This is a genomic window from Streptomyces sp. NPDC059994 (assembly GCF_042737755.1).
Classification (GTDB): Bacteria; Actinomycetota; Actinomycetes; order Streptomycetales; family Streptomycetaceae; genus Streptomyces.
This window is the reverse complement of record NZ_JBHWUR010000019.1, coordinates 22,924-45,223: the sequence shown is the minus strand read 5'-3', so window position 1 is coordinate 45,223 and position 22,300 is coordinate 22,924. Positions and strand designations below refer to the sequence as shown.

The window sequence follows — 22,300 nt, the reverse complement described above, 5'->3', positions numbered from 1 at the left end:
TGGAGGGGTATCGATGAAGACGAACACGAAGCTGAGCAGGATGCTCAGCGCCGCGTTACGGGGGCCGCGACGCGCCATCGTGCCTGCGGTCGTACTGGCCGCAGCCGCAGGAGTGTTGGCCCCCGTCCCTGCCTATGCGGCACCCGCCTGTGATGCCAAACGGTCGGCGGCGCCGGTCCAGGTGGCGCACATTCCCGACTGGGTCGAGTCGATCGCCGTCGACAAGCGGGGCCGGATGTTCGCCACCGCGTACTTCACGGGCCGGGTCTACCGCATCGACGCGCCGGGAAGCACCCCCGTGCCCCTCACCGGGAGCATCGGCGCCAACGGTGGCATCGTCGTCCGTGAGGACGGCCGTCTCCTCGTCGGCACCGGCAACGACGCCCTCCACTCGCTCACCGGAGACGCCCTTCCGCTGTCGAGACTCCTTCTGGTGGATCCGGAATCCGGCCAGGTCAGCACGTACGCCTCGGGCCTCGGCGGCATCGACGGCGTCGCCCTGGCGCCCGACGGCACCGTGTACACCACGACTGTGGGCGGCCGCAGCATCGGCCGCGTCACGCCGGACGGCCGCGTCGACCCGGCCTGGGCCCAGGTGCAGCAGCCCAACGGGATCGCCGTCTCCCCCGACGGAAGGCAGATCTACGTCATCCAGACCACCGTCGCGCCCGGGCTCTACCGGATCCCGGTCGACGACCCGGCGCACCCCCGGCGCTGGATCTCCGCAGCGCCGTCCGACGCCCTCGCCCTCCCCGACGGGCTCACCCTCGACGGCCGGGGACGCCCGCTGATCGCCACCCACACGGCAGGGCAGATCTGGCGGGTCGAGGGAGACGGCCTCTGCACCGTGGAGTCGGGCATGTACCTCTCCACCCAGATCACCTACGGGCACGGCGACCGCGGATTCTCGGCGGGCAAGCTCTACCGGTCGGGCGTCAACGGGAAGATCTACGAAGTTCCCGCCGGAGCCGAGTCGGATCGGCCGGTCGGGGCCTCGGCGATGCGGTAACCCACCCCCGGCGTCGTCGTGATGACCGGCGGACCGCCCAGCTTGCGGCGCAACCGGCCGATGGTGACGGTCACCGTATTGGTGAACGGGTCGGCGTTCTCGTCCCAGACCTGCTCCAGGAGGTCCTCGGTGCTCAGAAAGCCCGGACTCGCGCGCAGCAGCGACTCCAGGACGGCGAACTCCTTGACGGACAGCTCCAGCGGACGGCCCTCACGAAGGGCCGTACGGCGTACCGGGTCGAGTTCGAGGCCGGCGGCGTGCAGCGTGCGCGCCCGCGCGGTGGGTCTGCGGCGGGCCAGGGACCGGATGCGCAGGGTCAGTTCGGGGAAGTGGAAGGGTTTGGCGAGGTAGTCGTCGGCGCCGAGGGTGAGGCCGCTGACCCGGTCGCCGGGCGCCCCGGCCGCGGTCAGCATCAGCACCATCGCGCGACCGTCCCGCGCGGTGATCATCTGGCAGAGAGCGTCGCCGTGGATGCCGGGCAGATCCCGGTCGAGGACCACCACGTCGTACGCGTTCAGGTCGAGCTTGGCGGCGGCCTCCAGACCGTCGTATGCGAGGTCGACGGCCATGCCCTGGTCCCGCAGCCCCTCGGCGACGACATCGGCGAGCGACCGCGCGTCCTCCACGACCAGCACCCTCACGGCGCCACCTCCGCGCACCCGGCCGCCGACGGCAGCGCCGCTTCCACCCGGAGGCCGCCCTCCGGCCGGGCCCGGAGCACGAGGCGGCCCCCGTGGGCCTCCGCGATGGCCGCGACGATCGACAGGCCCAGGCCGGAACCCTTCTCCGAACCGGTACGGTCCGCGCCGAGCCGCTCGAACGGCTGGGCCAACCGGTCCACTTGGTCCTGGTCGAGGACGCGCCCACCCGTCTCGACGACGAGGCGCGCCTCGGCGCCGTCGTGATCGGTGGAGACCCGGATCCAGTCGCCCTCCTCGTTGTGCACGATCGCGTTGTCGACGACGTTCTCCACCATCCGCGAGAGCAGCGCCCGGCTGCCCCGCGTCCAGGCGTCCGCCCCCACCTCGACGTCGACGGTCAAGGACTTGGCCGCGATGTCGGCGGCCCGGGCGGTCAGCGCCTCCACCGCCAGCTCGTCGAGGTGCACGGACGCCCGGTCGACGAAGGCGCCGTGCTGCGCCCGGGCGAGGACGAGGAAGCCGTCCAACAGGTGGTCCACCCGGTCGAGTTCGGTGCGCAGACGCCCGGCGAGCGCGACGGTCTGCGCCGCGGGATGCGGTTTGGCGACGGCCACGTCCAGCGACGCCCGTATCGTCGCCAGCGGCGTACGCAGCTCGTGCGAGGCGTTGCCGACGAACCGGCGCTGCGCGGCGAACGAGGCCTCCAGACGTGCCAGCAGACTATCGACCGTGTCGGCGAGCTCCTTGACCTCGTCGGCGGGCCCGGCCACGGCGAGCCGCTGATGGAGGTTCTCCGCGGAGATCCGCCGCGTCGCCGCGGTGATCAGCCGCAGCGGGCGCAGAACGCGGCCCGCGAGGGCCCGGCCGAGCAGCAGCGAGACGCCCGCCATCACCACCAGCGCGATCAGTGAACCGACCAGCAACTGGCGGGACTGCTGCGCGTGTACGTCCACGAGTTGCCTCTCCAGATCGCGGATGTGCTGCTCGGCGCCGCCTGGATCGGGCGGGCGTTGTTCGGGAGCGACACCGGTCACGTCGCCACCGGAGGCTACGTAGGCCAGGGCGAGCAGCCCGATCCCGGACGCCAGGAAGACCGCGGCGTACAACAGGGTGAAGCGCAGTCCGACGGTCCCGCTCCGCAGCTTGCCCATGGTTCCTCTCCCCGCCCAGGTCCCGACCGGCTCCAGGATGCCTCGCCGCACCTAACAGCGACATGACAGCGCCGGTTCGGACCGCGTTATGGCCCGGTCCGTAGAAACGGTCCATGCTCACCACCAACGAACTGCTCCGGCAGGAGTGGACCAGGTTCCGGCGTCCGGGCCGGCTGATCGCGATGGCGGCCGCGGCACTGACCGTCCTCGTCCTCGGCCTGCTCTACGCGAACGGCAACCACGCGTCCTGCGACGGCCCGTGCCCGACCGACCCGAGGGGGCCGGACGGCTCCCTCGTCAGCGACCAGTTCTCCTTCCTGCACCGGGACTTGGGCCAGAACGGCAGCATCACGGTCCGGCTGACGTCCATGACCGGCACGATCACCTATCCGCCGCCGAACCACGATGCGATCGTCCCCGGCCTCGTACCGTGGGCGAAGGCCGGGATCATCGTCAAGGACGGTGTCCGCCAGGGGTCCTCCTACGCGGCGCTGATGCTCACCGGCGGCCACGGGGTGCGGATGCAGTACGACTACACCCATGACATCGCGGGCAGCGCCGGCGGGGTGTCGGCGCGGTCGCCGCGGTGGCTGCGGCTGACGCGGTCGGGCGACACCCTTACCGGTGACGAGTCCGTCGACGGCAGTCAGTGGGCGAAGGTCGGGGTGGCGAAGCTGTCCGGCCTGCCCCGGACCGTTCAGGTCGGCCTGTTCGCGACCTCGCCGGGGGACCTGACACTGCGGCGCGTCGGCCTCGGCGGAGCCACCGAAGAGACGCGCTTCACGCAGGCCGGCGGCACTTTCGACCACGTCGGCGTGGAGGGCGCGGTTTCCACCGGGGGTTGGCGAAGCGACCTGGTCGGCGAGATGAACCACACGGACTGGGAGAAGTACCACAAGGCGTCCGGGGCGGTCGAGGCGAACGGCACGGTCACCGTGACCGGCGCCGGTGACATCGGCCCGATGGGAACGGACGGCGGCCGCCCCGCCGAGCGCACCCTCATCGGCCTGACACCGGCCCTGCTCATCCTGCTTGTCGTAGCGGTGCGGTTCGTCACCGCCGAGCACCGCCGCGGAGCCACGGGTGGGGCGCCGCTCACTCGACAGGCGTTGGCGGCGAAGGCGATAGTGGCCGGAGCCGCCACATTCGTGACCGGTCTCCTCTCCGTGGGCACCGTGCTCCCGGCCGGACTGGCGATCCTGAGGTCGAACGGGATCCCCGTCATCGAGCCGTCCGCGCTCACGGAAGTACGGGTAGTGGTCGGCCTCGCCGCAGTCCTCGCCCTCACGGCCGTGCTCGCCCTCGCTCTGGCAGCGGTACTGCGCCGCACCTGGCCGGCGATCCTCCTGGCGATCACGACGCTCGCGCTCCCATACGCTGTGACGGCCGTCCCCCTCCTTCCCGACACCCTGTCCCGCCGGCTCCTGCGCACCACCCCCGCGGCAGGCTTCGCCACCCAGCAGACCCTTACCGAATACCCCCAGGTCATCGCGCACTACGCACCGTCCGCCGGATACTTCCCGCTGCCGTGGTGGGCGGGGACGGGTGTGCTGTGTATGTATGTGGTGGTGGTGCTGGGAGTGGCTCTTCGGCGGGTGCCGGGAACGGGTGAGGGGGAGGGGCGAGCGAGAGGAGCATGCCGGACATCACTGTTGTAGAGGCGTGTACGGATGAGGAGCCGGGGCAATGGGAAACGTGTCTTGACCGTATCGAGTCTTGACCGTATCGAGTGGAGGGCTCCCTCATGTTGATGGCTCACCCGGCAGTGCTGCGTGATCTGCTCGCCGAATATGACGCGCTGTGCGCGCTGAACGCCGCCGAAGGGGGCGAGGCCACCCGTCGGCGGCTCGCGGACGTCTCCTACACCCTGTGTGTGTCGACGGGGACGCGCGACGTCGACGCGGCCGTGATCGCCGCACGTCACCGGCTGCCCGGTGCCCGTACCTTCGACGACTCCGTGCTGAGCGCGTGAACGGGGGCGCGGAAGGAAACGGCATGGAGCACATGAGTAACCGTGGTGTGCCCGGTGGGCGGGAGGCGGAGGGTACGGGCGAGGAGGTGGCGCGGTTGCGCGAGGAGGTCCGCAATCTGCGGGCCCAAGTACGCAGCCGCCCCCTGATCTCGCACGCCCAGGGCATCTTGCAGGAGCGCTACAGATTGCCCGACGCCGACAGCGCCTTCGCACTGCTGCGCCAGTCCTCGCAACGCTTCAACGTGAAGCTGCGCCTCCTGGCCGAAGCGGTTGTCCGCACCCAGAGACCCGACGGCCCCAGGGAGTTGTGGTTCCCGGGACGGGTGCGCCGGAAGCCGCCCGTGCTGGACGCGCTCGGTGTGGACGACCCGGGCCATGTCAACCGGGGCGCGGTGCTCAGTGCGGTCCTGTCGCAGAGCCTGGCCATCACGGGCACGGACATGGGCAACGTACAGATCACCGACCGGGCCGCCCGCGGGCTGCGCATCGAACACCACACCGGCCTCAGCGAGCACTTCGTCGAGTTCTTCGCCTTCGTCGGCGAGGACGGTACGTCATGTGCGAAGGCCGCCAGAGACGTGGCGTTGACCACCGTGCACGATGTCGCCACCGACGAGGTGTTCACCGACGAGGCGCGTCACACCATCCTCGCGGCGGGCAGCCGCGCATGCCACAGCGTTCCGTTGGTCGGTGCGTCAGGTGAGTGCCTGGGAATGGTCTCCGTGCACCTCGAACGCCCCACGAAGGCCTTGCACCCGGCCCAGGCGAAGGCCCTCGCCGCCACCGGCCGGCAGGTCGGACGCTGGCTCGCCTGGCACGACCACACGGTTGTCGTCGATGCGTTGGAGTATCTGCACGCCCAGGGCCGGTCGGGAGACGCGGGTACGGATACGGGTACGCGTACGGATTCGTGATCGGCTCTATGCTGCGACGATGATCAAGCCGATTGAACTCGTGATATTCGACTGCGACGGTGTGCTGGTCGACAGCGAACGCATCGCCGTACGTGTGCAGGTCGCCTTGGGCGCGGAGCTGGGGTGGCCGCTCACCGAGGATGAGGTGATCGACCGTTTCATCGGGCGTTCCAACGCCTCCATCGGCGAGCAGATCGCCGCCCGGCTGGGCGACGAGGCGGCTGTCATCTGGTGGGAGCGGTTCGAGCAGCTCCACCGTGAGGCTGTGGACGCGGGGCTGCTGCCCGTCGACGGGCTGCCGGAGGCACTCGACGCGATCACCCTGCCGACGTGCGTCGCCTCCAGCGGCTCCCACGACAAGATGCGCCACACCCTCGGCCACACCGGCCTGTACGAACACTTCGAGGGCCGTATCCACAGTGCCACCGAAGTCGCCCGCGGCAAGCCGGCACCGGACCTGTTCCTGTACGCCGCCCGGCAGATGGGTGTCGACCCGGCGGCGTGTGTGGTGGTCGAGGACAGCCGTCCCGGCGTCGAGGCGGCCCGCGCAGCCGGCATGCGCGCCTTCGGTTATGCCGGGGGGCTGACTCCGGCCGAGCGGCTCGAAGGCCCGGACACCGTCGTCTTCCACGACATGCGCAAACTGCCCTCCCTCCTCGCCGGACAGTGACGGGCTCCGGGCCGGAACGAGCTCAACTCCCGTACGTCCGCAGGGAGGACGCGAGCCGCGGCTGACCATCGAAGGCACTGGTGAGAAACCTGCGCCAAGTGGCCCCGAGCCGGTGAAAGTAGATCTGCTCCCGTTCCGGAGTGGTCAGGAAGCGGCTGCCCCGCTCATCGCCGTGCAGCCGATCAGTGGGAGCTTTCTGTGCCTGTACCACCTGTGTCGTCCCGCATGCCCGGAAGCGGCTCACCGCCGGGACGGGGGGAGGCGCTTCTGCTGGTCGACGACCACGAGGACAACCTGTTCGCCCTGGAACACGCCCTCACCCCGCTCGGCCGCCCGATCCTGCGGGCCACCAGCGGCGAGCAGGCCCTCAAGACGGTGTTGCGCGAGCCCGTCGCCACAGTGGTGATGGAGGTGGTGATGCCGCACATCGACGGTCTGCAGACCTTGGGCTACCTCCACCGCCTGGACCAGACCCGCGACCTGCCCGTCCTCCTGGTCACCGGCACCAGCCGCGACAACCAGCTCGCCCGGCTCGCGTACAAACTCGGCGCCGCGGGGCTCCCCCTCGAACCCCTTGACCCGTGGGCCCTGTGCTGCCACGTCCGTACCCTCGCCGACCTGTACACCCGCACCCCAGCTGACGTTTCGTCAGCCTAGGACGAACGGCAGTTTCGCGGCCAGTTCGCCGAGTCCGGTCTTCTCCGCCTCCGTCGGTGCCCGGCGGCCGGTGCCGACCAGGAGTGCGTCCTTGTCCGTGAACGACGCGGGGAACGCGGCGCCGGCGATCTCCTCCAGCGTCGCACGGGAGTGGGCCAGTCCCCGGACGGGCGGTTCGGCGGCGTCCGGGAGGTGCGCGATCAGGTCGAGGTGGTGCAGCGTCCATTCCAGCACGTACGCGGAGAGGTAGTCGCCCACGGTGAGCACCACGTCGCGGGTGCCCACCCGGGCGCCGGGGTCCGCGAGTTCGGCCGCGCGTCCGGCGGCGGAGCCGACGTCGTCGAGGTGGAACTTGAGCAGGTGCGGTTCCTCGTACGCGGCGGCCAGGCGCACAGTCAGCGCGTCGAGCGGGTCCTCGCCGGTCGGTGGCCGGTCCTCGACGTTCCAGTAGGTCACCGCGTTGACGGTCGGTTCCGTATCGGCGGGGGTGACGAGGGTGATCAGGACATCCTGCGCGTCGATGACCAGGTGGCACACCAGGTCCCGCACGAGCCAGCCGGTGCAGCCGGACGGCTGCTCGAAGTCCTTGTCCGGGAGTTCGGCGACCGCCGTGCGCAACGCCGTCCACGAGTGTGAGAAGAGATCCACCTGAGCAAGGTAGTGCGGGGCCGGGATGGCGAACAAGCCCATTCCGGCGGTGCGGTGACCCCGTCCCGACCGAGCGGGGGAGAATCGCGTCATGAGGATGATCGGTTTGGCGGGGAGACGTGCCGGAGTGCTGCCAGTGGCGGTGCTGGCCGTGCTGGTGGCGGGGTGCGGTACGGAGCGGGCGGGGGGCAGCGCCGGTGCGGACCGGCCCTCGCGGACCCCGGTGGCGACGCCGAGCGGGCCGGTGGATCTCCCGTGCCCGGGTGGGAGCCCCACGTCGGCGCCACCCACGACCCCGGCCACCACGGGCCCGGCCGTGCCGCCCACCGACCACTACGCCGAGAACCACGGGTTCATGGTTCCCTTCCCGCTGCACGGGCGGCAGCGCTGCGAGGGGCTCTCGGCCGTCGGACGCGTCGAGAAGGCGCTCGAACCGCTGCGCAAGCGCGGTGACTTCGCCCCCGAGAGCACCAGCGGCGCGCTCACCCGCCTCGGCTACTCGGCCGGGCAGGTGCGGTCGTACCAGAACGGATCCACCGGCGTGGGCTTCCTCATCGACGCGTTCCCGTTGTGCGTGGAAGGCACGATGAACCGCGACTCCACCAAGGCGGACGCCTTCGGCGGCTACCCCGACCACACCGGCTGCGACCGTCCCAGCGGGGGCCACTGACCGGACCGGCGCGCAGGTGTCTCCCCTGCTCGGTTCAGGACTGGCCGCGCGGCATCGACCCGCACCAGAGGTACGCGGCAGCTTGCGGGGCCGCTGGTCAGCCGTCTCCGTCGCCTTCGTCGGAACGTATACGCAGGCTGCTGTAGAGCAGTTCGGCGCGGCGGGCCTCGTCCTGGGCGAGCAGGCCCAGGAGATCGGCGACAGTGAGGCCCGCCTCGGCCTCGGCCGGGTGGCGCAGGACCTTGCCCGGCTCGATACGGTAGGTGTTGCCGCGCCCCGCACGGGTGTGGGAGAGGAATCCGGCTTGTTCCAGATCGGAAATGATCTTCTGGACGGCGCGTTCCGTGAGTCTGCAGTGCGCGGCGATGTCGCGGATCCGTGCGTTCTGGTTGTCGGCGATCACGGCGAGAACGCGCGCGTGGCTGGTGATGAACGTCCATCCTGTGTGCGGTTCCGGCACTCCATCCATGGTCAGATCGTACGCCCTCAGCTTCGTGTATAGAAACAGGCGAATCTGACTTCATGTATCTCTTGACGTGTCTCCCGTTCGCGGGCGACTCTGGGCGCGGAGGATGGACCCAGACATCCGGAGCACATCGGGAGATGGCCATGACGCAGCCGTCATACTCTGCAGAGCCCGTCGATACGGGCCCAGAGGCGGATCCGGGACTTGAACTCGGGCAGCTGCGGCGGGCGATGGAGAGCCGGGGGACCATCGACCTGGCCCGCGGCATTCTCATGGCCGTCTTCGCCATCAGTGCGGAGGACGCCTGGAGCGTACTGGTCATGACGTCCCAGAACACCAACACCAAACTGAACCGCGTGGCCCGGCAAGTGGTCGACTCGGCCGGAGGCGACCCCTTGCCGAAGGGGGTCAAGAAGCAGCTGTCGGCAGCCGTCGCCAAGCTCGCCACGGCGGGCGGTGCGGCAGCGGCGGCGCCGCCCCAGGACATGGCGGACGTCGGAGGCGACGGCAGGGCTCATCGATGACCGGGATCTCGGCGGCCGTGAACTCGTACGCGACTTGAGGTTTTCTTCGCCGCGTGTGAGGTAGTTCGGTAGGGCGTTTTCTTCGTACGAAGGACGTAGGCGCCGGACAGGTTGGGACCATCAGCCCCCGGCGCCGCCTACGTCGAAGCCGCTGTGGCCCGTGAGCGGCGGCGGTACGGGTGGCAGGTGGGGCGAGCGGTCACTCTCGGGTCGGCAGCTCCTCGCCGCATCGAGCGCAGTAGCGCGCGTCCGCTTCTCCTGCCATCCGCCCGCATGCCGGGCAGACGCGGTCCAGCGAGCAGGGCGCCTCGCCGCCTTCGTCGCGGCCGGCGGTACGGAAGCCGATCCGCAGCCCGGGGCGTCGCTGATGGACGGAGAGGTACGCGAGGCCGTTCGGCCCCGCGAGGAGCGCCCTGCGTGCCGTTCTCGGCAGCCATGCCACGGCCCCCGGCTCCAGGGTCTGCCGCTCCACCCCGTTGTCGAGGTGGCCGTCCCCTTCGACGACGAACAACAGCACGTCCAGTTCGGATTCGACGTGCTCGGCCACGGTCGCGTCCGGAGACAGCCGCACCAAGTTGGCGTCGAGTTGTCGCCCCTGTTCCGCCAGCCGCCACAGCGCGCCCCCTTGCCCCTCCTCGGCCGCGGCGACGGCCTCATGGAGGGCTACCAGCACTCGGGACGTCTCGACTGGGGCGTGCAACGGTGTCTCCTGACGGCGCTGGCGGACGCTGACGGCCTGAACGAGGCACCGTACCGGATCAGGAGGGCCGTTGGGCCCTGGACTCCGCGTGGTGGAGGTGGAGGTTCCGTTACCTGCTCGGGCGGCTTGCGGCCGCCCGGCCGCTCTGCCGTGGGCCCGCCCTACCCTCCCACCAGACCCACCACGAGGCGCTTCAGCTGTTCCCGTGGGTCGGGTGTGCCCGGCCAGCTGGTCAGCAGGAGGTGGTGGGCGGCGCCCACCACGGCCAGGGCCGTGCTGTCCGGGTCGACGGTGTGCGCCACGCGGCCGAGCCGGCTTTCGGCGACCAGGTACTCCGCGATGGCCTGCTGGATCGCGGCGAAACCGGGTGCCCCCGCCTCCAGCGCCTCTCGGATGCGCAGGGCGGCCGCCGGGCGCGTCATGGCCAGGCCCGCGACGGCCGGGCCGCCCGAGTCGAGCAGCCCGAGGGCGACGGCCCGCAGGTTCCCCGCCACCGAGCCGTGCCCGACGAGCCCCGAGAGCGCCTCGGCCTTCGTGGCCGTGCGGGCGAACCGGTCGAGGCAGAGCTCCGCGACGAACTCGTCGAGGCCCGCGAAGTGCGCGTGCAGCAGCCCCTTGGCGCACCCCGCCTCGGTGGTGACGGCACGGCTGGTGAGCGCGCCGGGCCCGCCGCTTTCGAGGACCCGCTCGGCGGCCGTGAAGAGCCGCTCCCGTACGTCTGGCGTCGCCACTCCGCGCGGTGACATGGGCGTTCTCCCGTACTGGTGCCGTCTGCTGCCGTGGTTACCGGGTGTGTTCCCCGCCCTGCGGATCCTAGCGGGGGTTGCCAGTATGGGCGTGCGCCCATACTGTTTGGGCGCACGCCCATTCTCTGTCGCACCACAGGAGGCACCCGTGCTCGACGTCGTCAACACCGAACAGGCGCAGGCCTGGAACGGGCCCGAAGGCACCCACTGGGCCCGCAACCAGGACCGCTGGAACGCCGTGAACGAAGGCTTCAACGAGCCGCTGCTCGACGCCGCCGCCCTCACCGAGGAGTGCCGGGTCCTCGACATCGGCTGCGGCTCCGGCCAGACCACGCGGCTCGCCGCGCTCAGGGCGCCCCGTGGGCACGCGCTCGGACTCGACCTCTCCGGCCCGATGCTGGCCGAGGCCCGCGCCCGGGCGGAGCGCGACGGCTTGCCCCACCTCGCTTACGAACAGGGCGACGCCCAGATCCACCCCTTCGAGCCGGCCGCCTACGACTCGGCGCTCAGCCGCTACGGGGTGATGTTCTTCGCCGACCCCGTCGCCGCCTTCGGCAACATCGGGCGGGCGCTGCGGCCCGGCGGGCGGCTGGCGTTCGTCTGTCCGGCCGCTGCCACGGGCAACGGCTGGGTCGAGGCGCTCTCGGCCCTGAACGGCCTGCTGCCGCTCGGTGATCTGACACGGCCGGGGCTGCCCGGAATGTTCTCGCTGGCCGACCCGGCCCGTATCCGCGAAGTCCTCACGGCGGCCGGGTTCACCGCCGTCACGGTCACTGAGGCCCAGGTGTACGGGACTTGGGGGAGCGGAGCAGGGGACGCGGCGGACTTCCTGCTGGGCACGGGACCCGGCAGCCACCTCATGACGCAGGTGGACGCGGCGACCCGGGACCGTGCTCGCCGGACGCTGGAGGAGTGGCTGCGCCCCCACGAGACGCCCGGCGGCACGGTCCGGCTGCGCAGCACGTCATGGCTGGTCACGGCGGACCGTCCGGCCTGAACCGGCCGGCTGGTCGGGCAGACGCGGTCGGCGGTGATGAGCAGGTACTGGAGGCTGCCGTTCTCGTGGGCGGTCAGGAAAGGCGCGCCGTTCGGCCTGGAGTGCGCGGGGGAGGCCCCGCATGCCGTTCACCGGCGCGCTACCGACCGGGCGCCGGGGGGCTCCCGGTTGGGAGCCTTCTATTTGACCTCAAGGTCAAAAACGGTGCTACGGTAAGTCCATGGGCAGGCCGAAGCAGTTCGATCCGGACGTGGCGGTGGAGCGCGCGATGGGCGTGTTCTGGCGCAAGGGGTACGCGGCGACGACGCCGCAGGACCTCGTGGACGAGCTCGGCATCGGCAAGGGCAGTCTGTACAACGCCTTCGGCAGCAAGCACGCGTTGTTCGAAAAGGCGCTCGCCCGCTACCGCGACTCGCAGGCCGAGTGGCTGGCGGAACTCCTCGACCACCCCGGCACGGCGAAGGACCGGCTGCGGGGTGCGCTCGAAGCGCTGGTCGAGCTCGACCTGGGCGACCCGGACCGGCGCGGCTGCATGGCGGTCAACGCCGCTGCCGAGTCGGCTTCTTCGGACGCCGAGACGGCCGACACCGTACGCAAGATGTTCGCGCGTACGGAGGGCGCCTTCCGTGCGACCGTCGAGGAAGGCCGGCGAGCCGGTGAGATCGACGTCGGCCGCGACGCGGCGACACTGGCCGCCTGGCTGCTCGCGACGGTGATCGGCATGCGCGTACTGGCGAAGACCGCCGAGGATGCCACGCAGTTGAGGCGGGTCGTGGACGCGGTGATGGGGGCGTTGTAGTTCGTTGCGGTCGCGCTGGGCCGTGGTTGTTCGGCGTCATCGGGCGAACGCCCTTTTTTGTGGAATTATTTTGTACCTCTAGTTCAAAAAACCTTTGAGGGGTGGGTCATGGAGCTCAATCTCGCCGGGAAGACCGCGGTCGTCACCGGAGCAAGCCGAGGTGTCGGTCTCGCGATCACGCGGCAGCTCATCGCGGAGGGTGTACGGGTGGTCGGCGCGGCCCGCACGATCACCGCCGAACTGAAGGAGGCCGGCGCCCACCCGGTCGCGGTCGACCTGAGTACGCCCGAAGGCGCCGAGGAGTTGGGGGCGCAGGCACTCGCGGCGCTCGGCGGTGTGGACATCCTCGTCAACAACCTCGGCGGCGGAGACGCCTTCACCCTGGACGGGTTCCTCGCGACCGACGACGCCCTGTGGGAGCAGAGCTTCGAGGTCAACCTCTTCGGGACGGTCCGGGTCACCCGCCGACTGCTGCCGAGCATCCTGGAGCGGCGCGGTTCGGTGGTGAACATATCGTCGATGTCCGCCCGTCTGCCGGGCACGGGCCCAATCGAGTACGGCGCCGCGAAGGCGGGGCTCAATGCGTTCGGCAAGGCGCTGTCCGAGGAGTTCGGGCCGCGGGGCGTACGGGTGAACACCGTCTCTCCCGGCCCGACGCGTACGGGCATGTGGGAGGACGACGACAGCTTCGGCGCCCGCCTCGCCGAGGCGAACGGCGTCGGGCACCGCGACTTCGTGTCCGCCGTGCCCGCGGCGATGGGTATGACCACCGGCCGCATGGTCGAGCCCGACGAGGTCGCGGCCGTCGTCGCGTTCCTTGCCTCCGACCGTGCGGCCAGCATCACGGGCGCCGACTACGTCGTTGAGGGCGGCGGCATCAAGACGGTGTGAGGCGTACGAAGCAGACGAGACGGTCCGTCTTGACTGGGGCGCCGGGCGGGGGCATAGTTGCCGCATCAAGCGAGACGTTGCGTCTCGTGTCAGGTGAGGAGCAACGCGTATGCGCACGTCAGCCGGTAAGACAGACCGCGTGTGGTTCATCACGGGCGCCAGCCGCGGCCTCGGTCGTGCCTTCGCCGAGGCGGCGCTGGCCGCGGGCGACCGTGTCGTGGCCGCGGCACGCAGTACCCAGTCGCTGGAGGAACTGGCGGCCGCCCACCCCGGGCGGGTCCTGCCCCTCACGGTTGATGTGACCGATCGGGACGCGGCGTTCACCGCCGTGGCCGAGGCGGTCGCGCACTTCGGGCGGCTCGACATCGTCGTCAACAACGCGGGGTTGCTGTCGATGGGCATGATCGAGGAGTTCACCGAAGCCGAGGCCCGTGCCCAGATGGACATCAACTTCTTCGGCGCGATGTGGGTGAGCCAGGCGGTGATGCCCACTCTGCGCGAGCAGGGTTCCGGGCACATCGTCCAGATCTCCAGCATCGGCGCGCTGGCCGGCTTCCCCAGCACCGGGATCTACAGCGCCAGCAAGTTCGCCCTGGAAGGTATGAGCGAGGCACTGGCCATGGAGGCGGCCGGTTTCGGGGTGAAGGTGAGCATCGTCCAGCCCGGCGGTTACTGGACCGGCCTCTACAGCGCGATGCACAGCACAACTGCCCTTGAGGAGTATGCCCCGTTGCGGGCGGAGCTGGAGAAGCAGTTCGCCGAGGGCTCCATCGACAGCGCCCCGAAACTCGCCGCCGAGGCGCTGCTCAAGCTCGTCGACAGCGACGAGCCGCCGCTGCGCCTGCTGCTGGGCAGCATGGTCTACGACCTCGCCTTCGACATCTCCCGCAAGCGCATGGACACCTGGGCCGCGTGGGAACACGTCAGCCGTGCCGCCGAACACGCCCTACCGGCGGGAGCTGCCGAAGGCCGATGACCTCGTAGCCGAGAGGACTACCTGGCGACGGTGAAGGAGTGGGTCGCGCCGAACGACCCCGCCACCTTGATGTCCACCACCAGCTCGGGGCGGGTGGCGACCACGGTGACGGTGGGATCCGCGTGTACGAGGCGGTGGTGGGCGGACTTGACCGTGACGCGCACGGTGCTCTGGGTCTGGGCCGGGTCCGCGAGGGCGCAGGTCCAGCCCTTGTGAGTACGGCCCCACAGCGCGGTGGCGGGCCCGGAGACCTGCACCCGGTCGACAGCGCCGGCGGTGAAGAACGACGCGGCGGTCAGCTGTCCGTCGAGCCGGACCGCCTGCGCCTGGGCCGAGTTGGACAGCACCTTCCAACGGCCGACGGCCCGGCGCGTCCGGGCGGGTGAGGCGCCCGGCAGCACGGCGTAGGCGTAGCTCGCTCCGGTGGGGCGGCTCCCGTGGTCGAGCACGATCTTCTGGTAGCGGCGGGTGTACGGGTCGGAGGTGCCGTGCGTGTTGGCGCCGGTGTCGATGCCCAGCCATGTGCCGGTGCGGTCCTCGCGCAGCAGCGTGAGCGGTTTCTTGTCGTAGCCGTCGAGGAGTACGTACCCGGCCGTACCGTCCAGGTGCAGCCAGCGCGCGTGGGGCACGACCGTGGTGTGGCCGAGCGGCGAGGTGTCACGGCGGCCGTCGATGAGCAGGGCGGCGGTGCCGTTCTCGCCGACATTGCGGTTCTCGATCGCCGTACGGACCGGGGCGCTGGAGGAGTCGGTGATGGCCGCGCCCAGGCAGATGACCGCATCGGGGGTGAAGAACCACGACTTCTTGGCGGAAAGGGTGCCGTCCTGTGACACGAAGTCCAGTGACTGGAGGCCGTGTTGGTGGTCGAAGCGCGCGCCGCCCGCGAACGAACGGCTGGTGCGCGGCGGGTCGGCGAGCAGCGGCGGCGGGGACGCTTCCTTCACTGTGGCACCGGGCAGGAGCGTGGCGTCGACCGTCGGCCAGTAGGCGTCGCTGTAGTGGCCCTGCTGCTGGGGCAGGAAGGTGTAAAGCACACCGTCGCCCGTGTACCAGCCGTGCAGGTTCATGCCGTTGATGGACTCGTAGCGGCAGATGCGCGTCGACCCGGTGCCGAGCGAGGCCGACCAGCGGTCCGTGACGTGCACCATCCGGTCCATCTGCGGGAACGTCCGGTGCATTGCCGTGCCGGTCAGATCCCCTCGTACGGCGGGCAGTTGCTCGGCGAACTCGACCTCGGGCACGCCTACAGGCTGGAGGCCGCCCGCGAACCGGCCCACGTTCGAGACGTCGAGGTACGGGGCCCAGGTGCCCTCGGCGATCCAGCGCGCCGCGCGTTGCGAGAACCGGGTCCGGGCCGGCCCGGCGGCGGTCCTCGCCAGCAGCACCACCGCGGCGATGAACTGATGGCCCGCGTCGTGCCCGGTCTCGCCCTGGCGGGACAGCATCCGGCCGCGCACCGTCTCCATCATCGACCCGGCGAACAGGAAGGGCGCGTGCACATCGGTGACGACCTGCTCGAACTTCTCCCGCACGGCGGGCGCGAGCTGGGTCGCGGTGCCATGGGTGACATACGTCAGGGCGGCGACCGCACTGAGCAGGACCAGCCCGTAGTGGCCGGGGTAGGGCACCACGTCGTGCTGGATGAACGAGCCGTCGGGGTGGTAGCCGTCGCCCTGGGTGGTGCGCCGGGTCAGGTCCGCCGCGCCGCCGCCCGCCGTGTCGGTGACGGCCGCGATCCCGACGGCGACCCGGGCGGAGTCGGCGGCGAGCGCGCCGGACACCACGGCGATGAGCGCCTTGTCCGCGCGGTTGGCGCCCGTTTCCACCACGGCGGGGGAGGAGGTGCGGTGGTTGGGATCGGCGACGAAGCGGAGGACCGGGCGCAGGACGCGTTCCCGGTCGGCGGCGGGCAGCCGGTCGCCGAGCGCCACGACGGTCTGGAGCAGCCAGTACGGCACACCTATCTCGTACGAGTACCAGTTGCCGATCTCGGCGGTGTTCTCGTTGTACTGGGTGCGGTAGAGGGTGTTGAGCGCGGTGACGATGCGTTCGGGCACCTCCGGCCGGGCCGAGAGTGCGGATCCGGGGGTGGCCCAGTCCACGGCGATGGTCCGCAGCCGGTAGTACATCGAGGGGAAGTAGGTGCTGCCCGGGCCGACCGGAAGGTCCGGCCAGAGCTGGTCGGCGGCGACGTTCATGGCCGCGTCGTAGCCGAGCGCGACCTGGTCAAGGGCTGCCACTGCCCGGTTTCTCTTGGGGGAGCTCCGGTTGCTGCCGATCTGGAGCTCCCGGTAGGCCGCCACGATCTTCGCGTGGTCCGCCGTGCCGGCCCCGGCCCCGGCTCCAGTCCCGGCCCCCGGCGCTGGCGCGGCTGGCGCGGCCGGCTGGAGCGGAACAGCGGCTGCCGCGGCGGCGGTTGCCCCGCATCGCAATACGTCTCGGCGATCAAGCGACATCGCTTGTCCTCACGTCGGAAACCGTCATCGAATGCGCCCCGGCCGTAGGTCACATACATGAACGTTGACCAGATACAGGGACTTTCGGGCTGGGGCAAAGTAGCTCCGGCATGAAGTTCCCGTCAATGCTTCACGCAGGCGCGGCCGCCATTTGACGCCCCGTACTCGCATGGGGGCGGGGATGGGATGATCGCTGCCAAAGTCCACCGGCCGGCCCGGAGTTGCCATGCCTCTGAAGATGAAGTTGACCGCGATAACGCTGGACTGCCCCGATCCGCCGGCTCTGGCGGCGTTCTACCAACAGGCCACCGGCCTCGAACCCCACCCGAAGTCGGACGCCGAGTTCGCCGGTCTCAGCAGTGCGGACGGGTTCTTCATCGGCTTCCAGCGGGTCGACGACTACCAGGCCCCGGGCTGGCCCGAGCAGACCGTTCCCCAGCAGATGCACATGGACTTCGAGGTCGACGATCTCGACGAGGCCGAGGCCCGGCTGCTTGAGCTGGGCGCGGGCAAGCCGGAGCATCAGCCTGGTGGGGAGAGGTGGCGGGTCTTCACCGATCCGGCCGGGCATCCCTTCTGCCTGGTCATCGGCTGATTGGCGACGGTGTCTGCCTCACCGGGGGGCGGGATGGGACGGGGGCCGGCTGTCCCTCGGGGCGGACTCCGTACCGGGGTTGGTGCCGGGGTTGGTGCCGGACTCCGTGCCGGGCTGCGTGCCGGGCTGCGTGCCGGGCTGCGTGCCGGGCTGCGTGCCGGGCTGCGTGCCGGGCTGCGTGCCGGGCTCCGTGCCGTACGGGGCCAGCACCGCGGCCGCCAAGTGGTCGCGGAACCAGCGGTGCCCCGGGTCGGTCGAGTTGCGCGGGTGCCAGGCCATTCCCAGCTCCAGGGGTGCCAGGTCGAGGGGGACGGGGAAGGTGCGCAACCCCAGCGCGGAGATGGTGCCGGGGAGCCAGCCGGCCAGGGTGAGCGCGACGAAATCGGTGGTTCGGGCGAGCATCATCGCGCTCGTATGGCTGGGTACGACGACCGCGATCCGGCGCCGCAGCCCGCGTTCCGCGAGTGCGCTGTCGATGGGCCCGAGGCGTTTGCCGAGCCGGGAGATGCCGATGTGGTCGGCCGCGGCGAAACGGCGGGCGGTGATCCGCCCGTCGAAGAGGGAGTGGCCGCTGCGGGCGATGCCCACCAGTGCCATCTCGGTGAGGTGTTGGGTGCGGATCTCCGGGTCCAGATGTCCGAGGACGCCCAGTTCCACGTCCACCAAACCCTGCCGCAGAGCCGGTCCGCCCTCGATCGCCTCCGGCAGGAAGACGACGTCCACGTGTGGCGCCTCCGCGTGGATCCGGTCGGTCAAGGTCCCGGCCAGCCCCGTCAGGAGCAGGTCGGTGGCCTGCACGGTGAACGTGCGCTGGAGATGCACGGCGTCGAAACCGGCGCCGGGCCGCAGGACGTTGTCGCAGCCGCGCAGCAACGCGCTGACCTCGTCCCGGAGTTCCAGGGCACGTGGGGTGGGAACCATCCCCTGCCCCGCGCGGACCAGGAGTGGGTCACCGACGGCACGCCGCAGCCGGGCAAGCGTACGGCTGGCGGCCGCGGGTGACGTGCCGAGTCGCTCGGCGGCGCGGGTCACGCTGTTCTCCTGGAGCAGAGCATCCAGGGCTCGCAGCAGATTGAGATCCAATGATGCTCCTGAGCTGCGTGTTTACGCCTGAGTCAATGATTAGGTGCTCATTCTTGCATTGTTGCGGGGGCCTCCCGTGGCGAGAGTGGAAGACATCCGCGAGACGCGTCGCGGGACACCCCTTTTCGCCCTTCCAAGGAGCCTTCTGTGCCTTCTGTGCCCTCCACGCACAAGTCCCCCCGCGCCGGTCGGGACGGCGACGTACTGGCAGTGGTCAGTCAGAGCGGGCCGACCGTCTCGTTCTTCGATGCCGCCTCCGACCGGCACATCGAGACCATCGACATCCTCGCCGAGCCCCACGAGTTGTGCTTCGACCCGACGCAGCGCCTGCTGTGGTGCACCACCTCGTACCTCTCGGGCTACTACCACGCGAACGGCGGCCGACGCACCGAGCTGACCGTCATCGACCCCGACACGCGCCGCATCGTCGAAGTCGTCGACCTTGCCCCGGAACACGGCCCGCACGGGCTGGCGTTGGACACGGCACGCCGTCGTCTCTACGTCAGTGTGGAGGGCTCGGCGGACCGCCCCGGCGGGGTCGTGGTGATCGACACGGAGACCCGTCGGCCCCTGGGCAGGATCGACACGGACGCACCAGGCCCGCACTGGTTCGCCATCGACCCTTCGGGGAGGACGGGTTACGCCACCAACAAGGAAGCGCCGTTCGTGTCGGTGGTCGACCTCGAACGGGGCGTCCTCACCGCGAAGGTCGAGGTGCCGGGCAGTGAAGGACTCGCCGTTTCGGCCGATGGCGCGTACGCCTACGTCGCCTCGCCGTACGCCGGTTCCTTCCTTTCCGTCGCTGAGAACCGGCCGGAAACGGGAATCAAGGTGATCGACGCCCGGACCGCGTCCGTCGTCGACACCCTGCCCACGGACAGCGTCGTCCTGCCGGTGCACCTCACCTCGACGGGAAAGCTGCTGGTGGGCGAAGTGCGCATGGAGCCCGACCCGGCGTCCCGGCTCGGCCGCCAAGCGCCGGGCCGCCTCACGGTGTTCTCCGCCGACACCCGCGAGCGCCTGGGCGAGCTCGAAGTGGGGCTCTTCCCGCTGACCATCACGTCGTCGCCCGACGGCCGGATCGCGTACGTGTCCTGCGTCGTCTCGTCCACCGTTCACATCGTCGACCTGGAGACGCTGCGGGAGCTGAGCCGGTTGGACATCGCCAAGGCGGGCGAGCCTGGTGCTCATGGGCTGGCCTACATCCCGGGTACGGACTGAGACCGAGTCGAGGTCGGCCTGCTCGCGCCCCCGACCGCAGCGCGTTGCTCGTCGCCAACGCCGTTGACGGCGGGGAGTGATGCGGGCGACCCGCGTACGGGAGGAGGGAGCCGGGTCGGTCTCGGCGGTCGGGTCCGGTGGATAACCGATCCCCGGTTCCGGCCGCGACCACGGTGGCGGTGCCGATACGGGGGTGAGTGGCTCAGGGGCGGGGCGCACGGGATCCGGTCCGCACGCGCGTCCGGCCACCGGCGTCCGGTCCGCAACGTGGTCGACCCGTACGGCCGTGGCGTCCTCGCCCAGGCCGGCGGGGTCAACTTCGGTGAGACGATCCCCCCGCCCTTCCTCGGCAGCCCGCGCGGCCCGGTCCGTAACATGGGCCTGGGCTGGGAAGGCACCGTGTGGATGGGACGGCCTCCGACGGGCCCTTTCCTTCGCCTTCACGAACTCGGACGTACCGGCGACGGACACTCCGGTGGTGGTGAGATCGGGGCAGTGGAGCATCTGCGAGCGCGCGGGCCCGCGGCCTTCGCATCGTCCCGCGGCTCCGTCTGTATCGCCTGGACCGGAACCGACGGCGCCGGCCACCTCAACGTGGTGCCCGTCAGTCCTGCGGCCGTCCGGGCCGGCGCCGACCCCATAGGCGCGGTGTACACCCGGCCCGAGACCAGGATCGCCGCCCCTGCCCTGGTGCCGCAGATGGACTGGAAGCACGGGCGTCACCGCCTGGCCGTCTTCTGGACCGGTACAGACGGCAGCGGGGCGCTGAACGGCTGCGAGGTCGTGTTGCCGTGCTGGCCGCCCGCCGCCCAGTGCGCCTTCTCCCGTCCTTCTTCCGACGGATATGGCACTTGAGGAGGAGCCATCGGGTTCGGCCGTACGAGGGATGAGTCCCAACTGATCGCTGCCTACAGTCATTTCCGTAGATTCCGCTCACGGAAGGGCTCGTATGCCTGAGAAGAAGGCCAGATCGGTTTCGGTCAACAGGTCGAGTGTTTCGCACAGAATCCGTTACGCGATCTCCAACCCGGCCCGTATCGCACCGCACGTCAAACGTACGGCGAGAGACACCTGGTTGCGCCTGAAGCACCCCGACCATGTCGACTACTACCGCGCCGTGATGGCCTCCGACGCCGCCCGCAGTCCGGAGGCGGCCGTCGGCAGCAAGACGCACGACCGCTGGCTGGCGCTGGGCAAGATGCAGTTCGACTATCTGCGGGAACACGGACTGAGCCCGGGTCGGCGCATGCTGGACATCGGCTGTGGAAACCTGCGGGCCGGCTGGCGGTTCATCGAGTTCCTGGACGCGGGCCACTACTACGGCATTGACATATCCCCCGACATTCTCATCGCGGCGAAGGCCACCGTGGCATCCCACGGCCTCCAGGCGAAATTGCCACACCTGACGATCACCCAGAACCTGACCTTCGATTTTCTGCCGGATTCCCATTTCGATGTGGTTCACGCCCACAGCGTCTTCTCGCACTCACCGATCGAGGTCATCGAGGAGTGCTTCGCGCACGTGGGACGTATCCTGCGGCCGGACGGATTCTTCGACTTCACCTTCGACCGTACGGAGGGCGCGGAACACCAGGTACTGCGCGAGGACTTCTACTACCGCACCTCCACGCTCGTCGCACTCGCCGAGCGGCACGGCCTGGCCGCGCGGTTCATGGACGACTGGGAAACACGCAAGCACGGCCAGTCCAAGATCCGTGTGGCCCACCGGGCTTCCTGACACTTGCGGCGGCCAAAAGCCGACAGCAAGGGCGGCATGCCTGCGGCCGACGCGTCAACCTGCGCGTGCACAGTGCGGCCCCGCACCGTGCACGCGCCGCCGCCCACCTCGTAGAGTCTGCCGACATGGCATCCACTCCCGTTTCTCCCTCCGACGCTCTTGACGCCCTGCTTGCCGGGAACCGGCGCTTCGTGGCCGGGGCACCGTCGCATCCGAACCAGGACGCAGCTCGGCGTGCCGAGCTCGCCCCGGCGCAGAAGCCCTTCGCGGTGCTGCTGGGGTGCTCCGATTCGAGGCTGGCCGCCGAGATCATCTTCGATCAGGGTCTCGGTGACCTGTTCGTGGTCCGCACGGCCGGGCACGTCCTGGGACCGGAGGTCCTGGGCAGCATCGAGTACGGCACGAGCGTGCTGGACTGCCGTCTCGTCGTGGTCCTCGGGCACGACTCCTGCGGTGCCGTCGCGGCCGCCCGCGCCGCCGTCGAGGACGGGCTGCCCGCCGCCGGGTACGTCCGGGACGTCGTCGAGCGCGTCACCCCGAGCGTGCTGGCCGCCCGCGCCGCCGGTCTCACCTCGGACAGCGACCTCATCGACGCGCACATACTGCACACCGTGGACCTGCTCCTGGACCGCTCCCGCGTTCTCGCCGACCAGGTCGCCGCCGCCCACACCGGCGTCGTCGGCCTGGCGTACCAACTCGCCGAAGGCAACGCCCGCCTCGTCACCGCTCACGGGATCCCGACCGCGCCGGCGTCCACCGGACGCACGCGCTGAGCA

24 protein-coding genes and 1 pseudogene are annotated in these 22,300 nt (G+C 70.4%); 17 read left to right on the top strand and 8 right to left on the bottom strand.

Annotated elements, in window-relative coordinates:
* Positions 1 to 13: 13 nt before the first annotated feature.
* Positions 14 to 1,009, top strand: coding sequence for an SMP-30/gluconolactonase/LRE family protein (locus ACFWA7_RS13135; RefSeq protein ID WP_385822813.1), 996 nt, complete (start codon positions 14 to 16; stop codon positions 1,007 to 1,009).
* On the opposite strand, the gene ACFWA7_RS13130 is transcribed toward ACFWA7_RS13135, so the two are convergent.
* Together ACFWA7_RS13130 and ACFWA7_RS13125 are read right to left on the bottom strand one after the other, a co-directional pair.
* Positions 949 to 1,650, bottom strand: coding sequence for a response regulator transcription factor (locus tag ACFWA7_RS13130; RefSeq protein WP_385822811.1), 702 nt, complete (start codon positions 1,648 to 1,650; stop codon positions 949 to 951). The two genes, ACFWA7_RS13135 and ACFWA7_RS13130, sit on opposite strands and share 61 nt — an antisense overlap.
* Positions 1,647 to 2,801 (bottom strand): sensor histidine kinase, encoded by a 1,155-nt coding sequence (locus ACFWA7_RS13125; RefSeq protein WP_385822809.1) that lies wholly within the window; start codon positions 2,799 to 2,801, stop codon positions 1,647 to 1,649. The genes ACFWA7_RS13130 and ACFWA7_RS13125 overlap by 4 nt, the downstream gene beginning before the upstream one ends.
* Positions 2,802 to 2,914: 113 nt before the next feature.
* On the opposite strand from ACFWA7_RS13125, the gene ACFWA7_RS13120 reads away from it, so the two are divergent.
* The 5 genes from ACFWA7_RS13120 to ACFWA7_RS13100 all read left to right on the top strand — a co-directional run bounded on the left by ACFWA7_RS13120 (position 2,915) and on the right by ACFWA7_RS13100 (position 7,014).
* Positions 2,915 to 4,459: a hypothetical protein gene (locus ACFWA7_RS13120; RefSeq protein ID WP_385822807.1), complete on the top strand. Its 1,545-nt coding sequence runs from the start codon at positions 2,915 to 2,917 to the stop codon at positions 4,457 to 4,459.
* Between the two features lie 86 nt (positions 4,460 to 4,545).
* Positions 4,546 to 4,773 (top strand): DUF5133 domain-containing protein, encoded by a 228-nt coding sequence (locus ACFWA7_RS13115; protein WP_385541221.1) that lies wholly within the window; start codon positions 4,546 to 4,548, stop codon positions 4,771 to 4,773.
* A 23-nt stretch (positions 4,774 to 4,796) separates the two neighbouring features.
* Positions 4,797 to 5,687 carry an ANTAR domain-containing protein gene (locus ACFWA7_RS13110; RefSeq protein ID WP_385822805.1) on the top strand — a complete coding sequence of 297 codons (891 nt, stop codon included), beginning with the start codon at positions 4,797 to 4,799 and terminating at the stop codon, positions 5,685 to 5,687.
* A gap of 19 nt (positions 5,688 to 5,706) precedes the next feature.
* Entirely contained in the window at positions 5,707 to 6,357 is a 651-nt protein-coding gene (locus ACFWA7_RS13105) for an HAD family hydrolase (protein WP_385541225.1), read from the top strand.
* A gap of 198 nt (positions 6,358 to 6,555) precedes the next feature.
* Positions 6,556 to 7,014, top strand: coding sequence for a two-component system response regulator (locus ACFWA7_RS13100; protein ID WP_385822803.1), 459 nt, complete (start codon positions 6,556 to 6,558; stop codon positions 7,012 to 7,014).
* On the opposite strand, the gene ACFWA7_RS13095 is transcribed toward ACFWA7_RS13100, so the two are convergent.
* On the bottom strand, positions 7,006 to 7,662 hold the full coding sequence (locus ACFWA7_RS13095) for a maleylpyruvate isomerase N-terminal domain-containing protein (protein ID WP_385822801.1): 657 nt from the start codon (positions 7,660 to 7,662) through the stop codon (positions 7,006 to 7,008). The genes ACFWA7_RS13100 and ACFWA7_RS13095 overlap by 9 nt on opposite strands.
* Before the next feature lie 91 nt (positions 7,663 to 7,753).
* On the opposite strand from ACFWA7_RS13095, the gene ACFWA7_RS13090 reads away from it, so the two are divergent.
* Complete coding sequence (locus ACFWA7_RS13090) at positions 7,754 to 8,332, top strand: hypothetical protein (protein ID WP_385822799.1); 579 nt, start codon at positions 7,754 to 7,756, stop codon at positions 8,330 to 8,332.
* Between the two features lie 97 nt (positions 8,333 to 8,429).
* Here ACFWA7_RS13090 and ACFWA7_RS13085 read toward each other — a convergent pair whose 3' ends face one another.
* On the bottom strand, positions 8,430 to 8,801 hold the full coding sequence (locus ACFWA7_RS13085; RefSeq protein ID WP_385541232.1) for a MarR family transcriptional regulator: 372 nt from the start codon (positions 8,799 to 8,801) through the stop codon (positions 8,430 to 8,432).
* 140 nt (positions 8,802 to 8,941) lie between these two features.
* Here ACFWA7_RS13085 and ACFWA7_RS13080 point away from each other — a divergent pair, with 140 nt between their 5' ends.
* Positions 8,942 to 9,322: an ANTAR domain-containing protein gene (locus ACFWA7_RS13080; RefSeq protein ID WP_385541234.1), complete on the top strand. Its 381-nt coding sequence runs from the start codon at positions 8,942 to 8,944 to the stop codon at positions 9,320 to 9,322.
* Positions 9,323 to 9,521: 199 nt separating this feature from the next.
* Here the strand turns inward: ACFWA7_RS13080 and ACFWA7_RS13075 are convergent, their stop codons facing one another.
* Together ACFWA7_RS13075 and ACFWA7_RS13070 are read right to left on the bottom strand one after the other, a co-directional pair.
* The gene (locus tag ACFWA7_RS13075) at positions 9,522 to 10,022 is read right to left on the bottom strand and encodes a cupin domain-containing protein (protein ID WP_385541235.1); all 501 of its coding nucleotides are present in this window, start codon (positions 10,020 to 10,022) and stop codon (positions 9,522 to 9,524) included.
* Between the two features lie 161 nt (positions 10,023 to 10,183).
* Positions 10,184 to 10,768 carry a TetR/AcrR family transcriptional regulator gene (locus ACFWA7_RS13070; RefSeq protein ID WP_385822797.1) on the bottom strand — a complete coding sequence of 195 codons (585 nt, stop codon included), beginning with the start codon at positions 10,766 to 10,768 and terminating at the stop codon, positions 10,184 to 10,186.
* Positions 10,769 to 10,916: 148 nt separating this feature from the next.
* Between ACFWA7_RS13070 and ACFWA7_RS13065 the strand changes: the two genes are divergently transcribed.
* From ACFWA7_RS13065 to ACFWA7_RS13050, 4 genes are all read left to right on the top strand, one after another.
* The gene (locus ACFWA7_RS13065; RefSeq protein ID WP_385822795.1) at positions 10,917 to 11,765 is read left to right on the top strand and encodes a class I SAM-dependent methyltransferase; all 849 of its coding nucleotides are present in this window, start codon (positions 10,917 to 10,919) and stop codon (positions 11,763 to 11,765) included.
* 220 nt (positions 11,766 to 11,985) lie between these two features.
* Positions 11,986 to 12,564: a TetR/AcrR family transcriptional regulator gene (locus ACFWA7_RS13060; RefSeq protein WP_385541241.1), complete on the top strand. Its 579-nt coding sequence runs from the start codon at positions 11,986 to 11,988 to the stop codon at positions 12,562 to 12,564.
* A gap of 108 nt (positions 12,565 to 12,672) precedes the next feature.
* Complete coding sequence (locus tag ACFWA7_RS13055; RefSeq protein ID WP_385541243.1) at positions 12,673 to 13,455, top strand: oxidoreductase; 783 nt, start codon at positions 12,673 to 12,675, stop codon at positions 13,453 to 13,455.
* Positions 13,456 to 13,564: 109 nt separating this feature from the next.
* Positions 13,565 to 14,431: an SDR family oxidoreductase gene (locus ACFWA7_RS13050; protein WP_385541245.1), complete on the top strand. Its 867-nt coding sequence runs from the start codon at positions 13,565 to 13,567 to the stop codon at positions 14,429 to 14,431.
* Between the two features lie 17 nt (positions 14,432 to 14,448).
* Here ACFWA7_RS13050 and ACFWA7_RS13045 read toward each other — a convergent pair whose 3' ends face one another.
* Positions 14,449 to 16,671, bottom strand: a complete 2,223-nt coding sequence (locus tag ACFWA7_RS13045) for a polysaccharide lyase 8 family protein (RefSeq protein ID WP_385822793.1) — start codon at positions 16,669 to 16,671, stop codon at positions 14,449 to 14,451.
* Positions 16,672 to 17,113: 442 nt separating this feature from the next.
* Here ACFWA7_RS13045 and ACFWA7_RS13040 point away from each other — a divergent pair, with 442 nt between their 5' ends.
* The gene (locus ACFWA7_RS13040; RefSeq protein ID WP_385541248.1) at positions 17,114 to 17,482 is read left to right on the top strand and encodes a VOC family protein; all 369 of its coding nucleotides are present in this window, start codon (positions 17,114 to 17,116) and stop codon (positions 17,480 to 17,482) included.
* Between the two features lie 198 nt (positions 17,483 to 17,680).
* Here ACFWA7_RS13040 and ACFWA7_RS13035 read toward each other — a convergent pair.
* Positions 17,681 to 18,565 (bottom strand): annotated as a pseudogene (locus ACFWA7_RS13035) (LysR family transcriptional regulator); the annotation flags it as partial.
* A gap of 147 nt (positions 18,566 to 18,712) precedes the next feature.
* On the opposite strand from ACFWA7_RS13035, the gene ACFWA7_RS13030 reads away from it, so the two are divergent.
* The 4 genes from ACFWA7_RS13030 to ACFWA7_RS13015 all read left to right on the top strand — a co-directional run bounded on the left by ACFWA7_RS13030 (position 18,713) and on the right by ACFWA7_RS13015 (position 22,297).
* Complete coding sequence (locus ACFWA7_RS13030; RefSeq protein ID WP_385822791.1) at positions 18,713 to 19,786, top strand: YncE family protein; 1,074 nt, start codon at positions 18,713 to 18,715, stop codon at positions 19,784 to 19,786.
* A gap of 495 nt (positions 19,787 to 20,281) precedes the next feature.
* Positions 20,282 to 20,641, top strand: a complete 360-nt coding sequence (locus ACFWA7_RS13025; protein WP_385541253.1) for a hypothetical protein — start codon at positions 20,282 to 20,284, stop codon at positions 20,639 to 20,641.
* Between the two features lie 94 nt (positions 20,642 to 20,735).
* Positions 20,736 to 21,524, top strand: coding sequence for a class I SAM-dependent DNA methyltransferase (locus ACFWA7_RS13020; protein ID WP_385541255.1), 789 nt, complete (start codon positions 20,736 to 20,738; stop codon positions 21,522 to 21,524).
* A gap of 125 nt (positions 21,525 to 21,649) precedes the next feature.
* The gene (locus ACFWA7_RS13015; RefSeq protein ID WP_385541257.1) at positions 21,650 to 22,297 is read left to right on the top strand and encodes a carbonic anhydrase; all 648 of its coding nucleotides are present in this window, start codon (positions 21,650 to 21,652) and stop codon (positions 22,295 to 22,297) included.
* Positions 22,298 to 22,300: the final 3 nt, after the last annotated feature.

Coding starts and splice junctions, on each gene's coding strand:
- ACFWA7_RS13135 (WP_385822813.1), top strand. CDS start 14: ATGAAGACGAACACGAAGCTGAGCAGGATGCTCAGCGCCGCGTTACGG.
- ACFWA7_RS13125 (WP_385822809.1), bottom strand. CDS start 2,801: ATGGGCAAGCTGCGGAGCGGGACCGTCGGACTGCGCTTCACCCTGTTG.
- ACFWA7_RS13120 (WP_385822807.1), top strand. CDS start 2,915: ATGCTCACCACCAACGAACTGCTCCGGCAGGAGTGGACCAGGTTCCGG.
- ACFWA7_RS13115 (WP_385541221.1), top strand. CDS start 4,546: ATGTTGATGGCTCACCCGGCAGTGCTGCGTGATCTGCTCGCCGAATAT.
- ACFWA7_RS13110 (WP_385822805.1), top strand. CDS start 4,797: ATGGAGCACATGAGTAACCGTGGTGTGCCCGGTGGGCGGGAGGCGGAG.
- ACFWA7_RS13105 (WP_385541225.1), top strand. CDS start 5,707: ATGATCAAGCCGATTGAACTCGTGATATTCGACTGCGACGGTGTGCTG.
- ACFWA7_RS13090 (WP_385822799.1), top strand. CDS start 7,754: ATGAGGATGATCGGTTTGGCGGGGAGACGTGCCGGAGTGCTGCCAGTG.
- ACFWA7_RS13085 (WP_385541232.1), bottom strand. CDS start 8,801: ATGGATGGAGTGCCGGAACCGCACACAGGATGGACGTTCATCACCAGC.
- ACFWA7_RS13080 (WP_385541234.1), top strand. CDS start 8,942: ATGACGCAGCCGTCATACTCTGCAGAGCCCGTCGATACGGGCCCAGAG.
- ACFWA7_RS13070 (WP_385822797.1), bottom strand. CDS start 10,768: ATGTCACCGCGCGGAGTGGCGACGCCAGACGTACGGGAGCGGCTCTTC.
- ACFWA7_RS13060 (WP_385541241.1), top strand. CDS start 11,986: ATGGGCAGGCCGAAGCAGTTCGATCCGGACGTGGCGGTGGAGCGCGCG.
- ACFWA7_RS13055 (WP_385541243.1), top strand. CDS start 12,673: ATGGAGCTCAATCTCGCCGGGAAGACCGCGGTCGTCACCGGAGCAAGC.
- ACFWA7_RS13050 (WP_385541245.1), top strand. CDS start 13,565: ATGCGCACGTCAGCCGGTAAGACAGACCGCGTGTGGTTCATCACGGGC.
- ACFWA7_RS13040 (WP_385541248.1), top strand. CDS start 17,114: ATGCCTCTGAAGATGAAGTTGACCGCGATAACGCTGGACTGCCCCGAT.
- ACFWA7_RS13020 (WP_385541255.1), top strand. CDS start 20,736: ATGCCTGAGAAGAAGGCCAGATCGGTTTCGGTCAACAGGTCGAGTGTT.
- ACFWA7_RS13015 (WP_385541257.1), top strand. CDS start 21,650: ATGGCATCCACTCCCGTTTCTCCCTCCGACGCTCTTGACGCCCTGCTT.